The organism is Aquimarina sp. Aq78 (genome assembly GCF_900299525.1).
GTDB lineage: Bacteria > Bacteroidota > Bacteroidia > Flavobacteriales > Flavobacteriaceae > Aquimarina.
On the sequence record NZ_OMKA01000024.1, the window covers coordinates 119,463 to 142,411 of the forward strand.

The window sequence follows — 22,949 nt, forward strand, 5'->3', positions numbered from 1 at the left end:
TACTTTTTTTAGAAATTAAGTTTAAGTGAAACAGCATAACTTCTTGTATTAGGCTGATTAAAATAATCTAGACCAATACCATTAGAAGCTCCAGTTAAGTTAGTTTCAGGATCAACACCAGGATAGTCGGTGCTTAACCATAGGTTTCTTCCTGATACAGTAACAGAACCAGAAGAAAGAGGTGTTCCATTTAATAACTTTTCTCCAAAGTTATATGTTAATGAAGCTTCTCTTAAACGAACCCAAGATGCATCATAAACACTATCTTCTCCAACTCCACCAAAACCATATCTTACCCATCTGTTACCACCTAAACCGTTAGCAGGATCAGCTAAAGCAACTTGTTGAGTGTTTGTTTGACCAGTAGATTGTACAACTCCATCAAATACGAAGTCAGTAACATTTCTTTGATCAGCAGTTTCTTGACCCACTCCAAAGTAATTAACAATACCACAAGTACCACACCATACATCACCACCTTCTCTGATATCAAATAAGAAACCTAAAGAAAGATTCTTATAAGTAACAGTATTCTTAATACCCATTTGCCAATCTGGAATTGGATCACCAATTACACCAGATGTTGGATCAACTATTGCCCAACCATTATCGTCAATAAGTACTTGACCTGCATCATTTCTTAACCATTTATCTCCAAAGATTGCTCCATAAGATTCTCCAGGAAGTACTCTAGAAGAAACTGAAGTAAATCCAGCTAAAGTAAATGACTCAACTCCAGGAGCAAGTTCAATAACTTCTGAATCATAAGTAGTCCAGTTTACATCAATATTCCATGAGAAATCATCAGTACGAACAGGTACAAAGTTTGCACCGATTTCAATACCCTTGTTTTCTATCTTACCAGCATTAACATTACGACCATTAAATCCAGCAGAAGGAGCTGTATCAACTCCAAATACTTGACCTGTTGTTTCTTTGTCATAATAAGTAATGTCTAATCCTATTCTTGAGTTGAAGAATTTTATTTCTCCACCAAATTCTAATTCTGTAGTTTCCTCAGGCGCTATAGAAGTACTACCAGCTGTTCCAGTTCTTTCGAAACCAACAGATCCAAATAATGGGAAATTGTTGTTTCCTATGAAACCATCACCACCTGCAACACCAGAGTTATAAAAAGTTTGAGTTGCATAGATAGGAGCATCATTACCAGTTCTACCGTAAGAAGCTCTTAATTTTCCGTAGTTTACTAGCTCACTTTCAAAAAGTTCACTGAAAACAAAACTAAGACCAGCACTATAAGATAAGAAATCATTGTTATCCTTAGGAAGTGTAGAAGACCAGTCATTTCTTACAGAACCGTTTATGAAAAACATATCATTGAACCCAAATTTTGCGTCAGCAAAAACTGCGTCTAATTTCTTTCTGAATACACTGTTAGTTGTAATTTGAGCAGCTGTATTTGATACATCAAAGAATCCAGGTACAGTCATACCATCTCCTTGAACACTTCTTCTTAAGTAATCAGTATTATAATTTTCATATCCAAGTATTGCATTAAATGTAATTGTTTCGGATATGTCTTTATTAAATAATGCCATGAAGTTTGTTGTAATATCTTCATTGAAAATATTATCATCAAATACTCTACCTCCAGGATTGTTAGCAGAATTGATATCTTCTCCGGCTTTTCTTATATCGCTATATCTATCATATGCATATCTACCTTGTAATGTTAACCAATCCATTGGTCTATATTCAAAAGATAGTCTACCAGTAAATCTGTTTACATCATCAAATGATGGATTCTTTGCTACGGTCCAATATGGATTATCGTATACACCAGCTCTATAACTTCTTTGAGTTCCGTCTGGTAATTCATACGCAAGTGAGTTTGAAGCGGCATCTCTACCTGTCAACCCGTTACCATTATCAAAAGTAGGAGTAGTTCTTAATAAACCTAACATAATACCAGAGATATTAGAACCTCTTTGTACTCTTTGTCCACCAGAATTTACGAAAGAACCACTTGCAGAGATTTCAAACTTATCAGAAAGATCTGCTGTTATATCTGCTCTAAAAGATTTTTTACCAAAATCTTCAGTAGGAGCAACACCAGTTTGATCTAGTTTTCCTGCAGATAAATAATATCTTACAGTTTCAGTTCCACCTCTTACAGATACATTTAAATCAGTTAATAACCCATTTACAAAAAAGTTATCAACGTTGTCATATGCTTCTGCAGCACGACCATTTCCAGTTCCTGCTGGTACTAATCTACCAAATCTACTAAAAGAGTAAGAAGAATCTCCGTCAAACTCAAGACTAGAAATTGCTGGACCCCAGCTAAATCCTTCACGTGTCTCAGGCCCTCTGTGAGTAGCAACACCACCTACAGGTCTACCTTGAGCATACTGCTTTTGTAAATCAGGTGTTTGAGTAATCTCACTAACCTGTACAGTTGAACTGATAGAAACGGTAGGAGCACCACTTTTTCCTTTTTTGGTAGTAATGATTACAACACCATTTGCAGCTCTTAAACCATATAATGTTTGTGCAGCAATACCTTTAAGGATTGAAATGCTTTCGATATCATTTTGGTTGATATCAATAGCTCTGTTAGAGTTTGCAGTTCCTCCTGTTGCATTACCAACACTTGAGTTGTCAATAGGTACACCATCAACAATAAAAAGAGGAGAGTTACTTCTTGTAATAGAAGTATTACCACGAATTCTGATGTTCGCAGATGCTCCAACGGCACCTGAAGACGAAACAACCGAAACTCCAGGAGCTTTAGCAGTTAAGGAACTTACTAGGTTAACCTCACCAGTGTTTTCGATTTCATCATCTGCTACTGTAGCAATGGCATAACTTAAAGACCTTGGTTTAGCCTTAATACCTCTTGCTGTTACAATAACCTCTTCTAGCTCTGAAGCTGAAGCAGATAGTTGAACATTAATTGAGTTACCGTCCCCAATTATTACATCTTTCGTGTCGAATCCGACATAACTGAAAGAAAGTACTCCTCCCCGATTCGCTTGAAGGGAATAGTTCCCATCAAAATCAGTTTGAGTACCACTTGCTGTATTTTTTACAACAACATTAACCCCAGGAAGAGGTAACCCTTTATCATCGGTCACAGTTCCTGAAACTGTTTTTTCCTGTGCAAAAGTGAATTGCACAACAAACGCTAGTAATAGCGTTAGAATTCCACTAAACTTTGTTCTCATTTTACAATTTATTTGAATTAGCCAGTTCCAAAAATCATAATAATATCTTTATAAAACAACTTTTTGTTATTAAAATTTAAATTGTAGCTGCTGTGATGTATCCAAAATTGTTAGGCGTTGTTGTAGGAGGGGTGTGGGGTGTTTGTAAGATTTTTTATGTTTTTGTGATTATTAAGTATCACATAATGAACAACTTCTTTGATTGTTTGTAGCGTGGTGTTGGTGTGTGCTTCTACAGATTTGAAGCTTGTTTGAATAATGATTTAAAAATATAAGAGCTTTCTGACAAAGGTTTCCTGTTTGTGTTAAATAAGGATTTCTTCTTATTAATTATGATGATAAATGAGTTGTTTTGGTGTGTTGAGATGGTGAGGTATTGGCTGTTTACTACCTTAAAGAGGTCTGGATTATTGTTTTTTGGTGTTTAAATATCATCAAATTCTATATATAGGTTGTTCTTTATTTCTATATGCTTTTATTATATCAATGTGTTTTTATGTGGTAATGTAGTAATGATAAGTAATTGGATTAATCCATACCTTATATATAGGTGTTATTGTTGGAGGATATTTTTTTGAATGAAAAATAACTAAGAATTTGATGATGTGATAAAAGTGTTATTCTTACTCATTAAGTAACAAGCACTTAATTAATGGTAATCTAAAAAGTGTGATTGTAATATGCTTTGGGTTTAGGTTGTTTTCTAAATGATTGTTGTTTGTGCTCTTTAGGTAGGGAGTGAAATGTAGTAATCAAAGATATTATCAGTGTGAAAAGATGAGTGTTGAAAAATTATACAGCTAATATGATACATTATATAGGTATACATTATTTATGTAATATGCTTATTTTCTATTGAAGTTAAAATAAGATGTTTTGTTGTTGGTTTTGTAGTTAGTATGGTTGTTTTACCTCATTTGTTTTGGGGAACATACATAAAGGAATAAAAATTAATCCCTTAGGATTTGATTTGCTGAAAAATAATTCTACCTTTGCAGCCCTTTAAAAGGGATATTTTTTTAAATTTTAATAATAGTGTAAAGCAAATTATGCCAACAATTTCACAATTAGTAAGAAAAGGTAGAGCCAAAATAACTAAGAAGAGTAAATCGGCTGCTTTGGATTCGTGCCCGCAACGCCGCGGTGTTTGTACACGTGTTTATACTACTACACCAAAAAAACCAAATTCAGCTATGCGTAAAGTAGCTCGTGTTAGGTTAACAAATGGTAAAGAAGTAAATGCGTACATCGGTGGTGAAGGTCACAATCTCCAGGAGCACTCGATAGTATTAGTTAGAGGTGGAAGGGTAAAAGATTTACCAGGAGTTAGATATCACATTGTTCGTGGAGCTTTAGACACCGCAGGTGTAGAAGGAAGAACACAACGTAGATCTAAGTATGGTGCTAAACGCCCTAAGAAGTAATTAAAAAACTTTAAGAAGAAGACATGAGAAAAAGAAAGGCTAAAAAAAGACCGATTTTGCCAGATCCACGTTTTAACGATCAATTAGTTACACGTTTTGTGAACATGATGATGTGGGATGGGAAAAAATCGACAGCTTTCAAAATATTCTATGATGCAATCGATATCGTAGAAGAGAAAAAACAAAATGACGAAAAAACGTCTTTAGAAATTTGGAAAGATGCATTATCCAATGTAATGCCTCACGTAGAGGTGAGAAGCCGCCGTGTAGGAGGAGCTACTTTTCAGATTCCTAACCCAATCAGACCAGATCGTAAAATATCTACTGCTATGAAGTGGTTGATTCAATTTTCACGTAAAAGAAATGAGAAATCTATGGCTCAGAAACTTGCTGCAGAGATTATAGCTGCAGAAAAAGAAGAAGGAGCTGCTGTTAAGAAAAGAGTAGATACTCATAAAATGGCTGAAGCAAACAAAGCATTCTCTCACTTTAGATTTTAATCATTAAGAAATGGCTAGAGATTTAAAATATACTAGAAATATAGGAATTGCTGCGCATATTGACGCAGGGAAAACTACAACCACCGAACGTATTCTTTATTATACAGGGGTGAGTCATAAAATAGGTGAAGTGCATGATGGTGCAGCTACTATGGACTGGATGGAGCAAGAGCAAGAACGTGGTATCACGATTACTTCTGCTGCTACAACCTGTGAATGGAGCTTTCCAACAGAAAATGGTAAACCAGTAGATGATACTAAAGGGTATCATTTTAATATAATTGATACTCCGGGTCACGTTGATTTTACCGTAGAGGTAAATCGTTCTTTACGTGTACTAGATGGGTTAGTGTTTTTGTTTAGTGCTGTTGATGGTGTAGAGCCACAATCAGAAACTAACTGGAGACTTGCCGATAACTATAAAGTACCAAGAATCGGTTTTGTAAATAAAATGGACCGTCAAGGATCTAATTTTATGGAAGTATGTCAGCAGGTTAAAGATATGCTAGGTTCTAATGCAGTACCTATTGTATTAAATATTGGTGACGAAGAAGATTTCAAAGGAATTGTTGATTTAGTAAAGAATCGTGCTATTGTATGGCATGAAGAAGGACAAGGGTCAACGTTTGATGTTATTGATATTCCAGATGATCTTAAAGAAGAAGCGAGAATGCTTCGTGGTAAACTTATTGAAGAAGTTGCTGCGTATGATGAAGATCTTCTTGAGAAGTTTATGGAAGATGAAGAATCGATTACAGAAGAAGAAGTGCATGCTGCACTTAGAGCTGCTGTAATGGATATGAGTATTATTCCTATGATCTGTGGATCTGCATTTAAAAATAAAGGTGTTCAGTTTTTATTAGATGCGGTATGTCGTTATTTACCTTCTCCAACAGATAAAGAAGGTATTGCAGGTATAAATCCTAATACGGATCAAGAAGAAATACGTAAACCAGATGTAAAGGAACCTTTTGCGGCTTTAGCTTTTAAAATTGCTACAGATCCTTTTGTAGGACGTTTAGCATTCTTTAGAGCTTATTCTGGTCGTTTAGATGCAGGTTCTTATGTGTTAAACAATCGTTCTGGTAAAAAAGAACGTATTTCTCGTATCTATCAAATGCATGCTAATAAGCAAAATGCAATTGAGTATATAGAAGCTGGAGATATTGGGGCTGCTGTTGGATTTAAATCTATCAAAACAGGAGATACGCTTACAGATGAGAAAAACCCTATTGTTTTAGAATCTATGGACTTTCCGGATCCTGTAATTGGTATTGCGGTTGAGCCTAAGACTAAAGCAGATGTTGATAAATTAGGGATTGGCTTAGGGAAACTGGCTGAAGAAGATCCAACATTTACAGTACGTTCTGACGAAGCTTCAGGACAGACTATTATATCTGGAATGGGTGAACTTCACTTAGATGTTATTGTAGATCGTTTAAAACGAGAATTCAAAGTTGAAGTAAATCAAGGTCAACCACAAGTAGAGTACAAAGAAGCTATTACTGCTGTAGCAGAACATAGAGAAGTGTACAAGAAGCAATCTGGTGGACGAGGAAAATTTGCAGATATTGTATTTACAATTGAACCTGCAGATGAAGGTGTAGTTGGACTTGAGTTTATTAATAAGATAAAAGGTGGAAACGTACCAAAAGAATTTGTTCCTTCTATAGAGAAAGGTTTCAAAATGGCAATGGTAAATGGGCCTTTAGCTGGTTATGAAGTGGATGCTATTAAAGTAACATTGACTGACGGATCTTATCATGATGTGGATTCTGATCAACTATCTTTCGAATTAGCTGCTAAATTAGGTTTTAAAAATTCAGCAAAAGCTGCTAAAGCCGTAATTATGGAGCCAATTATGAAATTAGAGGTTATTACTCCAGAAGAAAATATGGGTGATATCGTAGGTGATCTTAACCGTCGTAGAGGGCAAGTAAGTGATATGGGAGACCGTGCAGGTGCAAAAACTGTAAAAGCAACTGTTCCACTTTCTGAAATGTTTGGATATGTAACAACATTAAGAACATTGTCATCTGGTAGAGCAACGTCTACAATGGAATTTTCTCACTATGCAGAAACTCCTTCTAATATTTCAGAAGAAGTAATTGCTGCAGCAAAAGGAGTTAACGCTTAATTATTACAGAAATGAGTCAAAAAATCAGAATAAAACTAAAATCTTACGATCATAACTTAGTAGATAAGTCTGCTGAGAAAATCGTAAAGACGGTAAAGAGTACAGGAGCTGTAGTAACTGGGCCAATTCCTTTACCAACACATAAGAAAATTTTTACGGTGCTTCGTTCTCCACACGTAAACAAAAAATCCAGAGAGCAATTCCAATTAAGTTCTTATAAAAGACTTTTGGATATCTATAGCTCTTCTTCAAAAACGATTGATGCGTTGATGAAGCTGGAATTACCAAGTGGAGTAGAAGTGGAGATTAAAGTGTGATAAAGCTTTAAGAGTAAGTGCGCTTACAATAAAATGTCCCAAGCTGCATGCAAGGGAAAAACGGCAAAAAAATACATTCAGGGTTGAAAGTATTTTGACCCTGTTTTTTTGTAAAAGAATAATATAAATTGAAAGTAATTTCAATAGAGAATAAGTAAATCATTAATAAATAATTAAATATGTCTGGGTTAATAGGAAAAAAGATCGGCATGACCAGCATCTTCGATGAAAATGGAAAGAATATTCCATGTACAGTAATCGAAGCTGGACCATGTGTGGTAACCCAAGTCAGAACTGAAGAGGTTGACGGTTATGAAGCTGTTCAACTAGGTTTCGATGACAAAGCAGACAAAAATGCTACTAAAGCGGCTTTAGGTCACTTTAAAAAAGCAGGAACTGTTGCTAAACGTAAAGTTGTCGAATTCAAAGGTTTTGATGAGGAGTACAAATTAGGAGATACAGTAACTGTTGAGCACTTTGCCGAAGGAGAATTTGTTGATGTGTCAGCAACCTCAAAAGGAAAAGGTTTTCAAGGGGTTGTGAAGAGACACAATTTTGGTGGTGTTGGTCAAGCAACTCATGGTCAGCATAACCGTTTAAGAGCTCCAGGTTCTATCGGTGCTGCATCATATCCTGCAAGAGTTTTCAAAGGAATGAAAATGGCAGGAAGAATGGGTGGAGAGCAAGTAAAAATTCAAAACTTAAGAGTGTTAAAAGTAGTTCCTGAAAAGAACATACTTGTTGTTAAAGGATGTGTTCCTGGACATAAAAACGCTTATGTAACGATTCAGAAGTAATGAAAGTAGCGGTAATTGATATAAACGGAAAAGAAACAGGAAGAAAGGCAGACCTTTCAGACGCTGTTTTTGGTATAGAACCAAATGATCATGCTGTATACTTAGATGTGAAGCAATACTTGGCTAATCAACGTCAAGGTACTCATAAGGCTAAGGAGCGTGCAGAGATTGTAGGTAGTACTAGAAAAATAAAGAAACAAAAAGGGACAGGTACCGCGAGAGCAGGTAGTATAAAGTCTCCTATATTTAAAGGTGGAGGTAGAGTTTTTGGTCCAAGACCACGTAGCTACTCTTTTAAATTAAATAAGAACTTGAAGAGATTAGCGCGTAGATCTGCGCTAAGCATTAAGGCAAATGACAAAGCAATAACTGTAATCGAAGATTTTACTTTTGATACAGTAAAAACTAAGAATTTTACAGCAGTTTTAAAGTCTTTAGGGCTTGAAAACAAAAAATCTTTGTTTGTGTTGGCAGAGTCGAATAAAAATGTATATTTGTCGTCACGCAATTTGAAAAGTTCAGAAGTCATAACTTCTTCAGAATTAAGTACTTACAAAATACTTAATGCGAATAATGTTGTGTTTTTGGAAAGTTCTTTGAAAGGAATTGAAACGAATTTAAGTAAATAGAAGCCATGAGTATCTTAATAAAACCTATTATTACAGAAAAGGCTACTGCAGATAGTGAAGTGTTTAATCGCTATGGTTTTGTAGTAGACAAGAAAGCGAATAAGGTAGAGATCAAAAAAGCAGTTGAAGCTGCTTATGGTGTATCTGTTACTAAGGTTCGAACAATAAATGTCCGTCCAGACCGTAATACTCGTTATACAAAAACGGGTATGGTTACTGGTAAAACAAGTGCCTATAAAAAGGCAATTGTACAGGTGGCGGAAGGTGAAGTAATTGATTTATATAGTAATCTTTAAGACTAAAAAATGTCAGTAAGAAAATTAAAGCCAATTACCCCAGGTCAGCGTTTTAGAGTAGTAAATGGATATGACGCCATTACTACTGATAAGCCGGAAAAAAGCCTATTGGCTCCGAAAAAAAGATCTGGAGGTAGAAACAGCCAAGGAAAAATGACCATGCGCTACAAAGGTGGTGGTCATAAAAAAAGGTATCGTATCATTGATTTTAAACGTGATAAGCAAGGAATTCCTGCTACCGTTGCTACAATAGAATACGATCCAAACAGAACTGCATTTATAGCGTTGCTAAATTACCAAGATGGTGAAAAGCGCTATGTTATCGCTCAAAATGGTTTACAGGTAGGTCAGAATATCGTTTCTGGTAGTGATATTGCTCCAGAAATCGGTAATGCTATGCCGCTTAGTGATATTCCACTAGGTACAATCATTTCTTGTATAGAGTTACGTCCAGGTCAAGGTGCTGTTATGGCTCGTAGTGCTGGATCATTCGCTCAGCTTATGGCTAGAGATGGTAAGTTTGCTACGGTAAAATTGCCTTCTGGTGAAGTGAGAATGATATTAGTTAACTGTATGGCTACCATTGGTGCTATATCTAATAGTGATCATCAATTGATCGTAGGAGGTAAAGCAGGTAGAACAAGATGGTTAGGTCGTCGTCCTCGTACAAGACCAGTAGCGATGAACCCTGTTGATCACCCAATGGGTGGTGGTGAAGGGCGTTCTTCTGGAGGTCACCCACGTTCTAGAAAAGGTCTTCCTGCAAAAGGATTCAGAACCCGTTCTAAGACGAAAGCGAGTAATAAGTATATTGTAGAACGTAGAAAGAAATAATTAAGATATGGCACGTTCATTAAAAAAAGGACCTTACGTTCACTATAAGTTAGAGAAAAAAGTAGCTGCAAATGTAGAAGCTAATAAGAAGTCTGTTATTAAGACTTGGTCTAGAGCATCTATGATTACTCCTGACTTTGTAGGGCAAACAATTGCAGTTCATAATGGTCGCCAGTTTGTACCGGTATACATTACCGAGAATATGGTAGGTCATAAATTAGGAGAATTTTCGCCAACACGTTCCTTTAGAGGACACGCTGGTGCTAAAAATAAAGGTAAAAAATAATTTAAGTCATGGGAGTTCGTAAAAGAGAAATGGCAGAAAGAATTAAGGAAGAGAAAAAGCAAATTGCTTTTGCTAAACTTAATAACTGCCCTACGTCACCTCGTAAGATGCGTTTAGTCGCAGATTTGGTTCGTGGTGTAAAAGTTGAAAAGGCGCTTCATATTCTTAGATTTAACCCTAAAGAAGCATCACGTCGTTTAGAGAAGTTATTGCTTTCAGCAATAGCAAACTGGCAGGCGAAAAATGAAGACGCTAGCATCGAAGATGCAGATCTTTTTGTAAAAGAGATTCGTGTAGATGGAGGAAGTATGTTAAAAAGACTTCGTCCTGCTCCACAGGGTCGCGCACACAGAATAAGAAAACGCTCTAACCACGTAACAATAGTGGTTGCAGCAAACAATAATACACAAAGCTAATATAAACTATGGGACAGAAGACAAATCCAATCGGAAATCGCCTTGGTATTATCAGAGGATGGGAATCCAACTGGTACGGAGGTAATGACTACGGTGATAAACTTGCCGAAGACGATAAGATTAGAAAGTATGTACACGCACGTTTATCAAAAGCTAGTGTATCTAGAGTAATTATTGAGCGTACGCTTAAACTTGTAACCGTTACTATCACTACTGCCAGACCTGGTATCATTATCGGAAAAGGTGGTCAAGAGGTAGACAAGTTGAAAGAAGAGCTTAAGAAAATTACTGAAAAGGAAGTTCAGATCAATATTTTTGAAATCAAAAGACCAGAACTTGATGCATTTTTGGTAGGATCGAGTGTTGCAAGACAAATCGAAAGCCGTATCTCATATCGTCGTGCTATTAAAATGGCTATCGCGGCAGCAATGAGAATGAATGCAGAAGGTATCAAAATCCAGATTTCAGGACGTTTGAATGGTGCAGAAATGGCACGTACAGAGTCTTATAAAGATGGTCGTATTCCTTTATCAACATTTAGAGCCGATATTGATTATGCTTTAGTAGAATCTCACACTACTTATGGTAGATTGGGTGTTAAAGTATGGATCATGAAAGGTGAAGTATATGGTAAAAGAGAGCTTTCTCCTTTGGTTGGTTTATCCAAAAAACAAGGAAAAGGTGACAGAGGTGGACGAAGTGGTGGAGGTAATAACAAATCACGTCGTAGAAAGTAATTTTTTAAAGTAAATTAACAATGTTACAGCCTAAAAGAACAAAATTCCGTAAGCAACAAAAAGGACGTATGAAAGGTCTTTCTCAAAGAGGACACACACTTTCTAACGGTACTTTCGGAATCAAATCATTAGATTCAAGTTTTGTTACTGCTAGACAAATAGAGGCAGCTCGTATTTCTGCTACTCGTTATATGAAGAGAGAAGGTTCTCTGTGGATTAAAATTTTCCCAGACAAGCCGATAACAAAGAAACCTCTCGAAGTACGTATGGGTAAAGGAAAAGGTGCTGTTGAGTATTGGGCAGCAGTAGTAAGACCAGGAAGAATATTATTTGAAATAAGTGGAGTGCCTTATGACGTAGCTAAAGAAGCTTTACGTCTGGCAGCTCAAAAACTTCCTGTAAAAACTAAGTTTATCGTAGCTAGAGATTATCAAGCTTAATATTTGAGGATTATGAAACAATCAGAAGTAAAAGAATTATCTACAGCTGAATTACAAGAGGAACTTGGTAAAACTCAAAAAGCGTATTCAGATTTAAGAATGGCTCACGCTATGTCTCCGTTAGAAAACCCTTTACAATTACGTAAAGTAAGAAGATCTATTGCAAGAATGGCTACAGAGCTAACAAAAAGAGAATTAAACGGTTAATTCTGCTGAAAGATGGAAAAAAGAAATTTAAGAAAAGAGCGTATAGGAGTTGTTACTAGTAACAAAATGCAGAAATCCATTGTGGTTGCTGAAGTTAAAAAAGTAAAACACCCTATGTACGGAAAGTTCGTGTTAAAAACGAAAAAATACGTTGCACACGACGAGAAAAACGACTGCAATATTGGTGATACTGTAAAGATCATGGAAACAAGACCTATGAGTAAAACCAAATGCTGGAGATTAGTAGAAGTAATTGAAAGAGCGAAGTAATTATGGTACAACAAGAGTCTAGATTAAAAGTAGCCGATAACACAGGTGGAAAAGAAGTTTTAGTCATTCGTGTTTTAGGCGGTACAAAAAGAAGATACGCCTCTGTAGGAGACAAAATCGTTGTCAGTGTAAAAGAAGCAACTCCAAATGGAAACATTAAAAAAGGAGCAGTTTCAACTGCAGTTGTAGTTCGTACCAAAAAAGAAGTGCGCAGACCAGACGGTTCTTATATCCGTTTTGATGATAATGCGTGTGTTCTGTTGACTCCTACAGGAGAAATGAGAGGAACACGTGTATTTGGTCCTGTTGCAAGAGAGCTTCGTGATAAGCAATTCATGAAGATTGTTTCACTAGCGCCAGAAGTGCTTTAAAACATTTGTAAAGATGACAAAGCTAAAAATAAAATCAGGAGATACAGTACGAGTTATCGCTGGAGACAATAAAGGTCAAGAGGGAACAGTACAAAAAGTATTGAAAGATAAAAACAAGGCAATCGTAGAAGGTGTGAACTTAGTGTCAAAACACCAGAAGCCTAGTGCTACAAACCCACAAGGTGGTATTGTAAAACAAGAAGCAGCTATTCATATTTCTAACTTATCATTGTTAACCGCTAAAGGTGAAACTACAAGAGTTGGATATAGAGTAGAAGGAGATAAGAAAGTGAGATTTTCTAAAAAATCTAATGAAGTAATATAATTATGGCTTATATCCCAAGATTAAAACAAGAGTATAAAGACAGAGTAGTGTCAGCTCTTACAGAAGAATTCAGCTATGATAATGTAATGCAGGTACCAAAGCTTAAAAAAATAGTTTTAAGTAGAGGTGTTGGAGCAGCAGTAGCTGATAAGAAGTTAATCGACTATGCAGTAGACGAATTAACAAATATAACAGGTCAGAAAGCTATAGCGACGATTTCTAAAAAAGATGTTGCCTCTTTCAAATTACGTAAAGGAATGCCGATTGGAGCAAAAGTTACGTTAAGAGGAGAAAGAATGTATGAATTTTTAGATCGTCTAATTACTTCAGCTTTGCCACGTGTTAGAGATTTTAACGGAATTAAAGCTACAGGTTTTGACGGTAGAGGTAATTACTCATTAGGAGTTCTGGAACAAATTATTTTCCCTGAAATCGATATCGATAAGGTAAATAAGATTTCTGGAATGAACGTTACCTTCGAAACTTCGGCAAAAACCGATAAAGAAGCAAAATCATTGTTAACCGAACTAGGATTACCTTTTAAAAAGAATTAATTATGGCTAAAGAATCAATGAAAGCCCGCGAGGTGAAGAGAGCTAAGACTGTAGAAAAATATGCAGAGAAACGTAAGGCTTTAAAAGAAGCTGGAGATTATGATGCATTACAGAAATTGCCTAAAAATGCTTCGCCAGTTCGTAAGCATAATCGATGCAAGTTAACAGGAAGACCAAAAGGATATATGCGTCAATTTGGGATTTCTCGTGTAACATTCAGAGAGATGGCGAACAAAGGATTAATTCCGGGAGTAACAAAAGCTAGTTGGTAATAATAAAGTAAATTAATTGGTTTAAGGTTCAATTAAAAAAATTGAAAACCAAAACCATAAATTATAAACAATGAATACAGATCCTATAGCAGATTATTTAACCAGAATTCGTAATGCAAATAGTGCTCAACACAGAGTAGTTGAGATTCCTGCATCGAAGGTTAAAAAAGAGATCACTAAGATATTATTCGATCAAGGATATATTTTAAGTTATAAATTTGAAGATAATACAACACAAGGTACTATCAAAATTGCACTTAAATACGATAAGTTAACTAAAGAACCAGTTATTAAAGAATTACAGAGAATCAGTAAGCCAGGATTACGTAAGTATGCAGGGTCTAATGATATCCCAAGAATTCTTAACGGATTAGGTGTTGCGATAGTCTCTACTTCTCATGGTGTAATGACCGGTAAACGTGCGAAGCATGAGAATGTAGGTGGTGAAGTACTTTGTTACGTATATTAACAGTATAAAAGACAAAAGAAATGTCAAGAATAGGAAAAAATCCAGTAACTATTCCGTCTGGTGTCACTGTTGAAGTGACAGGTAATGTTGTTACTGTTAAAGGAAAATTAGGAGAGCTTTCTCAAGAAATCGATAGTATCGAAGTGAAAGTCGAAGAAGGCCAGGTTGTTTTTGAAAGACCTAGTGAAGCCAAAGATCATAAAGCGAAGCACGGTTTATATAGAGCTTTGATTAATAATATGGTTAATGGTGTTTCTGAAGGATTTACTAAAGAGTTAGAATTGGTAGGAGTTGGTTATAGAGCTTCTAATCAAGGTCAAAAATTAGACTTGGCTTTGGGATTCTCTCATAATATAGTTTTAGATGTAGCACCAGAAGTTAAGGTCGAAACTATTTCAGAAAAAGGTAAAAACCCTATAGTAAAATTAACCTCTCATGATAAGCAATTGGTGGGTCAGGTAGCAGCTAAAATTAGAGGCTTCCGTAAACCAGAGCCTTATAAAGGGAAAGGTATCAAATTCGTAGGAGAACAATTAAGAAGAAAAGCAGGTAAATCTGCATAATAACTAACGTTATGGCATTCTCAAAAGATTTAAGAAGATTAAAGATAAGAAAGCGTATCCGCGGTAATGTAAGCGGTACAGAACAACGTCCTAGATTATCTGTTTTTAGAAGTAATAAAGAAATCTATGCTCAAGTCATAGATGATGTAACTGGTAAAACAATCAGTGCAGCTTCTTCAAGAGATAAAGACATTGCTTCAGCAACAGGAAGTAAGATAGAAAAAGCAAACTTAGTAGGTAAAGCGCTTGCTGAAAAAGCTAAGAAAGCTGGTGTAGAAACAGTATCCTTTGATAGAGGAGGGTATTTGTATCACGGTAGAGTAAAATCATTAGCAGACGGTGCTAGAGAAGCAGGACTTAAATTCTAAGAAAATATGTATCAAAAATATAAAAACGCAGAATTAGTAAAACCAAGCGGGCTTGAACTTAAAGATCGTTTAGTTGGTGTACAACGTGTAACTAAAGTAACTAAAGGTGGTAGAGCATTTGGTTTCTCGGCTATAGTTGTTGTAGGTGACGAAAACGGTGTTGTAGGTCACGGTTTAGGTAAGTCTAAAGAAGTAGCAGAAGCTATCTCTAAGGCAGTAGAAGATGCAAAAAAGAATTTGGTTCGTATTCCATTACATAAAGGTACATTACCTCATGAACAAAAAGGTAAGTACGGTGGTGCAAGAGTTTTACTCTTACCTGCTGCTACAGGTACCGGGGTAATTGCTGGTGGAGCAATCCGTGCAGTATTAGAATCTGTAGGAGTGCATGATGTACTTTCTAAAAACCAAGGATCGTCTAACCCTCACAATGTGGTGAAAGCAACGTTTGATGCTTTGTTACAATTGCGTAGTGCGCAACAAGTAGCAACTCAACGTGGAGTTTCACTAGAGAAAGTGTTTAAAGGATAAATTCAGGAACGATGGCAAAGATTAAAATTACTAAAGTAAAAAGTGCGATTAACCGTACTCAAAGACAGAAGAGAACCCTAGAGGCTCTAGGTCTTAAAAAGATCGGCCAGGTTGTGGAGCATGAAGATACTCCTAATATCCTTGGGATGGTAAATAAAGTTAAACATTTAGTTTCGATAGAAACAAAATAATAAAAGCACATGGATTTAAGTAACTTAAAACCTGCTGCAGGTTCGGTAAAAAACAATAGCAAACGAGTAGGTCGTGGACAAGGTTCTGGAAAGGGAGGAACTGCTACTCGTGGACATAAAGGAGCAAAATCACGTTCTGGATATTCTAAAAAGATAGGTTTTGAAGGTGGGCAAATGCCACTTCAAAGACGTGTGCCAAAATTTGGTTTTAAAAACATTAATAGGAAAGAGTATCAAGGGATTAATTTAGACACACTACAGAAATTAGTAGATGATGGTAAAATTAAAGATACTGTTGATTTAGATGTTATTTTAACTACAGGCTTGGCGGGGAAAAATGATTTGGTTAAAATATTGGGAAGAGGTGAACTGAAAGCAAAATTAAAAGTTTCAGCTCACAAATTTACAGCCACTGCAAAAGCTGCTATAGAAGCAGCAGGTGGTGAAGCAGTAACCTTATAATAGACAATTCATGAAATTTATTGACACAATAAAAAACATTTGGAAAATCGAAGAACTAAAGAATAGAATCTTAGTTACACTGGGATTACTTTTAGTATATCGATTTGGGGCGCAAATAGTACTTCCAGGAATAGATGCTTCAGAATTAGCAAACCTGGGAACACAAACTCAAGATGGTTTGTTGGGGTTACTTAATGCGTTTACAGGAGGAGCTTTCGCTAACGCTTCAGTATTTGCATTAGGTATTATGCCGTATATATCAGCCTCGATTGTAGTTCAGTTAATGGGAATAGCAATTCCTTATTTGCAAAAACTACAAAAAGAAGGAGAAAGTGGTAGAAAAAAGATTAACCAAATTACTCGTTGGTTAACTATCGCTATTACTTTGGTTCAAGGACCAGGATATATTTATAATCTGTTTGCAACACTTCCGGCAGAAGCTTTTGTAGTTCCTAATCAAACAGTTTTCGTTGTGTCTTCTGTAATCATTATATCTACAGGTTGTATTTTTGCAATGTGGTTAGGTGAAAAAATTACAGATAAAGGTATAGGTAATGGTATCTCCCTCTTAATTATGGTTGGTATTATTGCTACGCTGCCACAATCATTTGTGCAAAACTTTGCATCAAGAACTTCAGGAGATGGAGGAGGAATGATTATGGTATTAATAGAACTGGTTATCTGGTTTGTGATTATACTAGCATCAGTGTTATTGGTTATGGCTGTACGTCAAATACCAGTTCAATATGCTAGAAGAACAGCCGGAGGAGGATATGAGAAGAATGTCTTTGGATCTCGTCAGTACATACCTTTAAAATTGAACGCTTCAGGGGTAATGCCTATCATTTTTGCTCAAGCAATTATGTTTGTACCTGCTGCTGTAGCTGGTCTGTCAGATTCAGAAACCTCTCAAGGTATTGCTGCAGCATTTAGTGATATTTTTGGATTTTGGTATAATGTTTTGTTTGCAGTATTGATTATCATATTTACATATTTTTATACTGCTATCACGGTGCCAACTAATAAGATGGCAGATGACTTGAAACGTAGTGGTGGTTTTATTCCGGGTATTCGACCAGGAAGTGAAACATCAGAATATTTAGATAAAATCATGTCTCAGATCACATTACCAGGATCAGTATTCTTAGCGTTAATTGCAGTATTTCCTGCAATAGCAGTTAAGTTATTGAATGTACAACAAGGTTGGGCATTGTTTTTCGGAGGAACTTCTCTACTTATTATGGTAGGTGTAGCGATCGATACAATGCAACAGGTTAATTCATACTTGTTAAACAGGCATTATGATGGATTAATGAAAACTGGTAAAAACCGTAAAGCAGTAGCATAATGGCAAAACAACCAGCAATAGAACAAGACGGAAGTATCATCGAAGCGTTATCAAATGCAATGTTTCGTGTAGAACTGGAAAATGGTCACGTAGTGACAGCTCATATATCTGGTAAAATGCGCATGCATTACATTAAATTATTACCAGGAGATAAGGTGAAGTTAGAAATGAGTCCTTATGATTTAACAAAGGCTCGTATAACATATAGATACTAAATAATTTAAGATTATTGTAAATTAAGATTTTTTGTGTACTTTTGCAGGCCGAAAAATCTTGTTACTGATACCTCCAAAAGATATAATTTGTATGTTTTGGAAACTAAAAACAAAGAGATGAAAGTTAGAGCATCAATAAAAAAGAGAAGTGCCGAGTGCAAGATTGTGCGTAGAAAAGGCCGACTTTACGTAATTAATAAAAAGAATCCTAGATTTAAACAAAGACAAGGGTAATTATGGCAAGAATTGCAGGGGTAGATATACCTAAACAAAAGCGAGGAGTTATAGCATTAACCTATATCTTCGGAATTGGTAGAAGTAGAGCTAAAGAAATTTTAGAAACTGCCAAAGTAGATGAAAGTGTAAAAGTTTCAGACTGGGATGATGATCAAATAGGTCGTATCCGTGAAGCTGTTGGAGTCTATACTATTGAAGGAGAATTACGTTCTGAGGTACAATTAAACATCAAACGTCTTATGGATATTGGGTGTTATAGAGGTATTCGTCATAGAGCTGGTTTGCCACTTAGAGGACAACGCACTAAGAACAATTCTAGAACACGTAAAGGAAGAAGAAAAACAGTTGCTAACAAGAAAAAAGCAACTAAATAATAAGTAGTATGGCAAAGTCAACTTCAAAAAAACGTAAAGTAATTGTTGAATCTGTAGGAGAAGCACATGTAACAGCTTCTTTTAACAACATAATTATTTCGTTAACAAATAAAAAGGGAGACGTTATTTCTTGGTCTTCTGCTGGTAAAATGGGTTTTAGAGGTTCTAAGAAGAATACTCCTTATGCTGCCCAATTAGCTGCAGAAGATGCTTCTAAAGTAGCTATCGAGGCTGGACTTAAGAAGGTGAAAGTATACGTTAAAGGTCCTGGTAATGGTAGAGAATCAGCAATACGTTCTCTTCATAATGCTGGTATAGAGGTTTCAGAAATTATTGATGTTACTCCAATGCCGCATAATGGATGCCGTCCTCCAAAAAGACGTAGAGTATAATTTTTATCCCGAATTTTAATTTCGGGATCTTTTATATATAAACAACAATAAGTAAATCTAAATTAGGAATATTGATTATCGAAGGAAAGAGACCTTAATTCATAATCATCCTAAGTAACTAAATTATTAATAATGGCAAGATATACTGGTCCAAAAACTAAAATCGCTCGTAAATTTGGTGAAGCGATATTCGGAGACGATAAGTCATTCGAAAAAAGAAATTACCCACCGGGACAACACGGAAATAACAGACGTAGAGGAAAGAAAAGTGAATATGCTATCCAGTTAATGGAAAAGCAAAAAGCAAAGTATACGTATGGTGTTTTAGAGCGTCAGTTCCGTAACATGTTCGAAAAAGCAACACGTTCTCAAGGAATTACTGGTGAAGTATTACTTCAACTTTGTGAATCTCGTTTGGATAATGTAGTATTCAGAATGGGATTAGCAAATTCTCGTAGAGGAGCAAGACAATTAGTTTCTCACAGGCATGTAACTGTTAACGGACAACAAGTTAACATCCCTTCTTATCAATTAAAAGCGGGAGATGTTGTTGGAGTAAGAGAAAAATCAAAATCATTAGAAGTAATTCAAAACTCACTAGCTAATAATAGCAAAGTGTATGAGTGGATTACGTTCAATAATGATACTAAAGAAGGTACTTTTGTATCTGTTCCGGCAAGAATTCAGATTCCGGAAAATATCAATGAACAATTCATCGTCGAATTATACTCTAAGTAATAACTCAAAGAAGAAACAATAACATGGCAATATTAAATTTTCAGAAGCCCGATAAAGTTATCATGATCGACTCCACAGAGTTCGATGGTAAATTTGAATTTAGACCATTAGAACCTGGGTACGGATTAACAGTTGGTAACGCTTTGCGAAGAGTTTTGCTATCTTCTTTAGAGGGATTCGCTATAACTTCTCTTAGAATAGAAGGTGTAGATCACGAGTTCTCTACGATCTCTGGAGTAGTAGAAGATGTTACCGAAATTATCTTAAATCTTAAGCAAGTACGTTTTAAGCGTCAAATAGAAGATATAGATAATGAATCTGTTACAATCTCTATTTCGGGTCAAGAGCAATTAACGGCTGGTGATTTTCAGAAATTTATTTCTGGATTCCAGGTGTTAAATCCTGATCTTGTAATCTGTAACATGGATAAAAAAGTAGCACTTAACCTAGAAATTACTATCGAAAAAGGTAGAGGTTATGTTCCTGCTGAAGAAAATAAGAAAGCTAACGCTCCTATTGGAACCATTTTTACAGATTCTATTTACACTCCAATTAAAAATGTTAAGTATAGCATTGAGAACTATCGTGTAGAGCAAAAAACAGATTACGAAAAATTAGTTTTCGAAATTGTAACAGACGGATCTATTCATCCAAAAGACGCATTAACCGAAGCTGCTAAAATATTAATCCATCACTTCATGCTATTCTCTGATGAGCGTATTACATTAGAAGCTGATGAAATTGCACAAACAGAAACTTATGATGAAGAATCACTTCACATGAGACAGTTGTTAAAAACTAAATTGATCGATATGGATCTTTCTGTACGTGCTCTTAATTGTTTAAAAGCTGCAGAGGTAGATACTTTGGGAGATTTGGTATCTTACAATAAAAATGACTTAATGAAGTTCCGTAACTTTGGTAAGAAATCTTTAACAGAGCTTGAAGAATTAGTGAATGTTAAAGGACTTAACTTTGGTATGGACCTTTCAAAATACAAATTAGATAAAGACTAACTCATCATATTTTGCTCTCTGCAAGAGGCGGATTGAGCAAGATGATGATTAAAATAAAATGTCATGAGACACGGAAAAAAAGTAAATCACTTAGGGAGAAAAACAGCACATCGTAAAGCAATGCTTGCGAATATGGCTTGTTCTCTAATTGAGCATAAAAGAATCAATACTACAGTTGCAAAAGCAAAAGCGCTTAAGCAATTTGTAGAGCCATTAGTGACAAAATCTAAAGATGATACTACACATAATCGTCGTATCGTATTCAGTAGATTGCGTAATAAATACGCGGTAACAGAGTTGTTTAGAGATGTTGCTCCTAAAGTAGGAGATAGACCAGGAGGATATACAAGAATTATAAAACTTGGTAACCGTCTTGGGGATAATGCAGATATGGCTATGATCGAATTGGTGGATTACAATGAGCTATACAATGCTGGTAAACCTGCTAAGAAGAAATCAAGAAGAAGAGGTGGTAAAGGAAAGAAAGCTGAGACTGCTCCTGTAGCACCAGTAACCGAAACTGCTAGTTCTGAAGAAGAGTAAATGAAAAATGCGAATCGCACATAATAAAAAAAGGATAAACGTTCGTCGTTTATCCTTTTTTTTTGAATAATTCTAAAAGGTTGGTTTCCGCCAAGACGGAAATTTTATAATCAAATAAAGTTAAAAATGATAAAATAAACATAGTAATAAAGATTGAAATACCAATCAAAATAAATACTATGTGAATTTTGTCAGACCATTAAAAACAATAGGTATAACAAATGAAATATCAATCTCGAAAAAAAGCAGTTCTTTTATTAGCAGACGGTACTATTTTTCATGGCAAAGCCGTGGGAAGAGAAGGTAGTGCTTTTGGTGAAGTATGTTTTAATACTGGTATGACAGGTTACCAGGAAATTTTTACAGATCCTTCGTATTATGGGCAATTAATGGTGGCTACCAATGCACATATCGGTAATTATGGAACTAACGAAAACGAAATAGAATCTGATTCCATCAAAATTGCAGGTTTGATTGTTAAGAATTTTAGTTACGAATATTCACGGGATCTCGCAGATAGTTCGTTACAAGAATTTTTAGAAAAACATAATCTCTTAGCAATTTCTGATGTAGATACCAGAGCATTGGTGAGTTATATTAGAGATAATGGAGCAATGAATGCTGTAATCTCTACAGAGGTAGGTGATATAGATAAACTTAAAAAAGAACTAGCAACAATTCCTGATATGAATGGTTTAGAGCTAGCTTCAAAAGTGTCTACTACAACACCTTATTTTGTAGGTGATCCTAATGCCACTTATAAGATTTCGGCTTTGGATATAGGAATAAAGAAAAATATACTTCGTAATCTGGCTAACAGAGATGCATATATAAAAGTATTCCCTTATAATACTACATTCGAAGAAATGAGTGGATGGGAACCAGATGGATATTTCCTTTCTAATGGTCCTGGAGATCCAGAACCATTAACTCAGGCAATTGCAACAGCAAAAGAGATTCTTGAAAAAGATTTGCCACTATTTGGTATTTGTTTGGGGCACCAGGTAATAGCATTGGCCAATGGGATAAGTACTTATAAAATGCATAATGGGCATAGAGGAATAAACCACCCGGTTAAAAATCTGATTACTGGTAAAGGAGAAATTACTTCACAGAATCATGGTTTTGCAATACATAGAGAAGAAACAGAAAAACATCCTGATGTAGAAATAACTCATGTGCATCTTAATGATGATACCGTTGCAGGAATCAAAATGAAAAATAAAAACTGTTTCTCTGTACAATACCATCCAGAGGCTAGCCCAGGACCCAATGATTCAATCTATTTGTTTGATCAATTTATCGAGAATATTAAGAAAACAAAAATTAAAGCATAATATAACAGTAGTATAGTAAGCTTTTGGCTCTTTTTAGTAAAACTAGAACCTATAACGTTATAGTTGATAACTTGACTGTTATATCATGGTTTCTGTGGTAAATTATGGTTTTTTTGAAGGGCTTAAAGGATACTGGTTTTGTATATTGCGAAGAATTAAAATTAT

34 protein-coding genes are annotated in these 22,949 nt (G+C 35.6%); 33 read left to right on the forward strand and 1 reads right to left on the reverse strand.

Going from position 1 to position 22,949, the window contains the following annotated elements:
- Positions 1 to 8 precede the first annotated feature (8 nt).
- The gene (locus DG435_RS15075; RefSeq protein ID WP_106793104.1) at positions 9 to 3,188 is read right to left on the reverse strand and encodes a SusC/RagA family TonB-linked outer membrane protein; all 3,180 of its coding nucleotides are present in this window, start codon (positions 3,186 to 3,188) and stop codon (positions 9 to 11) included.
- 1,049 nt (positions 3,189 to 4,237) lie between these two features.
- Here DG435_RS15075 and rpsL point away from each other — a divergent pair.
- The 33 genes from rpsL to carA all read left to right on the forward strand — a co-directional run bounded on the left by rpsL (position 4,238) and on the right by carA (position 22,784).
- Entirely contained in the window at positions 4,238 to 4,612 is a 375-nt protein-coding gene (rpsL, locus tag DG435_RS15080; RefSeq protein WP_024770883.1) for a 30S ribosomal protein S12, read from the forward strand.
- A gap of 23 nt (positions 4,613 to 4,635) precedes the next feature.
- On the forward strand, positions 4,636 to 5,112 hold the full coding sequence (gene rpsG / locus DG435_RS15085; protein WP_024770882.1) for a 30S ribosomal protein S7: 477 nt from the start codon (positions 4,636 to 4,638) through the stop codon (positions 5,110 to 5,112).
- A gap of 10 nt (positions 5,113 to 5,122) precedes the next feature.
- Positions 5,123 to 7,249: an elongation factor G gene (gene fusA / locus DG435_RS15090; protein WP_106793103.1), complete on the forward strand. Its 2,127-nt coding sequence runs from the start codon at positions 5,123 to 5,125 to the stop codon at positions 7,247 to 7,249.
- Positions 7,250 to 7,260: 11 nt separating this feature from the next.
- A complete protein-coding gene (gene rpsJ / locus DG435_RS15095) occupies positions 7,261 to 7,566 on the forward strand; it encodes a 30S ribosomal protein S10 (RefSeq protein WP_010181931.1) in 306 nt (101 codons plus the stop codon).
- Positions 7,567 to 7,745: 179 nt separating this feature from the next.
- A complete protein-coding gene (rplC, locus tag DG435_RS15100; protein ID WP_024770880.1) occupies positions 7,746 to 8,363 on the forward strand; it encodes a 50S ribosomal protein L3 in 618 nt (205 codons plus the stop codon).
- A complete protein-coding gene (gene rplD / locus DG435_RS15105) occupies positions 8,363 to 8,992 on the forward strand; it encodes a 50S ribosomal protein L4 (protein WP_024770879.1) in 630 nt (209 codons plus the stop codon). The genes rplC and rplD overlap by 1 nt, the downstream gene beginning before the upstream one ends.
- 5 nt (positions 8,993 to 8,997) lie before the next feature.
- Complete coding sequence (rplW, locus tag DG435_RS15110) at positions 8,998 to 9,288, forward strand: 50S ribosomal protein L23 (protein ID WP_024770878.1); 291 nt, start codon at positions 8,998 to 9,000, stop codon at positions 9,286 to 9,288.
- Between the two features lie 9 nt (positions 9,289 to 9,297).
- Positions 9,298 to 10,122, forward strand: coding sequence for a 50S ribosomal protein L2 (gene rplB, locus DG435_RS15115; RefSeq protein WP_024770877.1), 825 nt, complete (start codon positions 9,298 to 9,300; stop codon positions 10,120 to 10,122).
- A 7-nt stretch (positions 10,123 to 10,129) separates the two neighbouring features.
- Positions 10,130 to 10,408, forward strand: a complete 279-nt coding sequence (gene rpsS, locus DG435_RS15120) for a 30S ribosomal protein S19 (protein ID WP_024770876.1) — start codon at positions 10,130 to 10,132, stop codon at positions 10,406 to 10,408.
- 8 nt (positions 10,409 to 10,416) lie between these two features.
- The gene (gene rplV / locus DG435_RS15125) at positions 10,417 to 10,824 is read left to right on the forward strand and encodes a 50S ribosomal protein L22 (RefSeq protein ID WP_024770875.1); all 408 of its coding nucleotides are present in this window, start codon (positions 10,417 to 10,419) and stop codon (positions 10,822 to 10,824) included.
- Positions 10,825 to 10,832: 8 nt separating this feature from the next.
- Complete coding sequence (gene rpsC, locus DG435_RS15130) at positions 10,833 to 11,561, forward strand: 30S ribosomal protein S3 (RefSeq protein WP_024770874.1); 729 nt, start codon at positions 10,833 to 10,835, stop codon at positions 11,559 to 11,561.
- A 20-nt stretch (positions 11,562 to 11,581) separates the two neighbouring features.
- Positions 11,582 to 12,001, forward strand: coding sequence for a 50S ribosomal protein L16 (gene rplP / locus DG435_RS15135; RefSeq protein WP_024770873.1), 420 nt, complete (start codon positions 11,582 to 11,584; stop codon positions 11,999 to 12,001).
- Between the two features lie 12 nt (positions 12,002 to 12,013).
- Positions 12,014 to 12,208: a 50S ribosomal protein L29 gene (rpmC, locus tag DG435_RS15140; RefSeq protein ID WP_024770872.1), complete on the forward strand. Its 195-nt coding sequence runs from the start codon at positions 12,014 to 12,016 to the stop codon at positions 12,206 to 12,208.
- A 12-nt stretch (positions 12,209 to 12,220) separates the two neighbouring features.
- The gene (gene rpsQ, locus DG435_RS15145; RefSeq protein WP_024770871.1) at positions 12,221 to 12,478 is read left to right on the forward strand and encodes a 30S ribosomal protein S17; all 258 of its coding nucleotides are present in this window, start codon (positions 12,221 to 12,223) and stop codon (positions 12,476 to 12,478) included.
- 2 nt (positions 12,479 to 12,480) lie between these two features.
- Positions 12,481 to 12,849, forward strand: a complete 369-nt coding sequence (rplN, locus tag DG435_RS15150; protein ID WP_024770870.1) for a 50S ribosomal protein L14 — start codon at positions 12,481 to 12,483, stop codon at positions 12,847 to 12,849.
- 13 nt (positions 12,850 to 12,862) lie between these two features.
- On the forward strand, positions 12,863 to 13,174 hold the full coding sequence (gene rplX, locus DG435_RS15155; RefSeq protein WP_024770869.1) for a 50S ribosomal protein L24: 312 nt from the start codon (positions 12,863 to 12,865) through the stop codon (positions 13,172 to 13,174).
- Between the two features lie 2 nt (positions 13,175 to 13,176).
- A complete protein-coding gene (gene rplE / locus DG435_RS15160; RefSeq protein ID WP_101450180.1) occupies positions 13,177 to 13,728 on the forward strand; it encodes a 50S ribosomal protein L5 in 552 nt (183 codons plus the stop codon).
- 2 nt (positions 13,729 to 13,730) lie between these two features.
- Positions 13,731 to 14,000, forward strand: coding sequence for a 30S ribosomal protein S14 (gene rpsN / locus DG435_RS15165; protein ID WP_024770867.1), 270 nt, complete (start codon positions 13,731 to 13,733; stop codon positions 13,998 to 14,000).
- A 70-nt stretch (positions 14,001 to 14,070) separates the two neighbouring features.
- Positions 14,071 to 14,469, forward strand: coding sequence for a 30S ribosomal protein S8 (rpsH, locus tag DG435_RS15170; RefSeq protein WP_106793102.1), 399 nt, complete (start codon positions 14,071 to 14,073; stop codon positions 14,467 to 14,469).
- A 20-nt stretch (positions 14,470 to 14,489) separates the two neighbouring features.
- A complete protein-coding gene (gene rplF / locus DG435_RS15175) occupies positions 14,490 to 15,032 on the forward strand; it encodes a 50S ribosomal protein L6 (RefSeq protein ID WP_106793101.1) in 543 nt (180 codons plus the stop codon).
- 11 nt (positions 15,033 to 15,043) lie between these two features.
- On the forward strand, positions 15,044 to 15,400 hold the full coding sequence (rplR, locus tag DG435_RS15180) for a 50S ribosomal protein L18 (protein WP_024770864.1): 357 nt from the start codon (positions 15,044 to 15,046) through the stop codon (positions 15,398 to 15,400).
- A 6-nt stretch (positions 15,401 to 15,406) separates the two neighbouring features.
- Positions 15,407 to 15,931: a 30S ribosomal protein S5 gene (gene rpsE, locus DG435_RS15185; RefSeq protein WP_024770863.1), complete on the forward strand. Its 525-nt coding sequence runs from the start codon at positions 15,407 to 15,409 to the stop codon at positions 15,929 to 15,931.
- An 11-nt stretch (positions 15,932 to 15,942) separates the two neighbouring features.
- Complete coding sequence (gene rpmD / locus DG435_RS15190; protein ID WP_024770862.1) at positions 15,943 to 16,122, forward strand: 50S ribosomal protein L30; 180 nt, start codon at positions 15,943 to 15,945, stop codon at positions 16,120 to 16,122.
- 9 nt (positions 16,123 to 16,131) lie between these two features.
- The gene (rplO, locus tag DG435_RS15195) at positions 16,132 to 16,584 is read left to right on the forward strand and encodes a 50S ribosomal protein L15 (RefSeq protein WP_024770861.1); all 453 of its coding nucleotides are present in this window, start codon (positions 16,132 to 16,134) and stop codon (positions 16,582 to 16,584) included.
- Positions 16,585 to 16,594: 10 nt separating this feature from the next.
- Positions 16,595 to 17,932 carry a preprotein translocase subunit SecY gene (secY, locus tag DG435_RS15200; protein WP_106793100.1) on the forward strand — a complete coding sequence of 446 codons (1,338 nt, stop codon included), beginning with the start codon at positions 16,595 to 16,597 and terminating at the stop codon, positions 17,930 to 17,932.
- Positions 17,932 to 18,147, forward strand: coding sequence for a translation initiation factor IF-1 (infA, locus tag DG435_RS15205; protein ID WP_008613577.1), 216 nt, complete (start codon positions 17,932 to 17,934; stop codon positions 18,145 to 18,147). The genes secY and infA overlap by 1 nt, the downstream gene beginning before the upstream one ends.
- A gap of 117 nt (positions 18,148 to 18,264) precedes the next feature.
- Entirely contained in the window at positions 18,265 to 18,381 is a 117-nt protein-coding gene (gene ykgO / locus DG435_RS15210) for a type B 50S ribosomal protein L36 (protein ID WP_013621733.1), read from the forward strand.
- A gap of 2 nt (positions 18,382 to 18,383) precedes the next feature.
- Positions 18,384 to 18,758, forward strand: a complete 375-nt coding sequence (gene rpsM, locus DG435_RS15215; RefSeq protein WP_024770859.1) for a 30S ribosomal protein S13 — start codon at positions 18,384 to 18,386, stop codon at positions 18,756 to 18,758.
- A gap of 8 nt (positions 18,759 to 18,766) precedes the next feature.
- A complete protein-coding gene (gene rpsK, locus DG435_RS15220) occupies positions 18,767 to 19,150 on the forward strand; it encodes a 30S ribosomal protein S11 (protein WP_024770858.1) in 384 nt (127 codons plus the stop codon).
- 132 nt (positions 19,151 to 19,282) lie between these two features.
- Positions 19,283 to 19,888 (forward strand): 30S ribosomal protein S4, encoded by a 606-nt coding sequence (gene rpsD / locus DG435_RS15225; RefSeq protein ID WP_024770857.1) that lies wholly within the window; start codon positions 19,283 to 19,285, stop codon positions 19,886 to 19,888.
- 23 nt (positions 19,889 to 19,911) lie between these two features.
- Positions 19,912 to 20,904: a DNA-directed RNA polymerase subunit alpha gene (locus tag DG435_RS15230; RefSeq protein WP_024770856.1), complete on the forward strand. Its 993-nt coding sequence runs from the start codon at positions 19,912 to 19,914 to the stop codon at positions 20,902 to 20,904.
- Between the two features lie 63 nt (positions 20,905 to 20,967).
- Complete coding sequence (rplQ, locus tag DG435_RS15235) at positions 20,968 to 21,447, forward strand: 50S ribosomal protein L17 (protein ID WP_024770855.1); 480 nt, start codon at positions 20,968 to 20,970, stop codon at positions 21,445 to 21,447.
- A 221-nt stretch (positions 21,448 to 21,668) separates the two neighbouring features.
- Positions 21,669 to 22,784, forward strand: coding sequence for a glutamine-hydrolyzing carbamoyl-phosphate synthase small subunit (gene carA, locus DG435_RS15240; protein ID WP_106793099.1), 1,116 nt, complete (start codon positions 21,669 to 21,671; stop codon positions 22,782 to 22,784).
- The last annotated feature ends 165 nt before the right edge of the window (positions 22,785 to 22,949 follow it).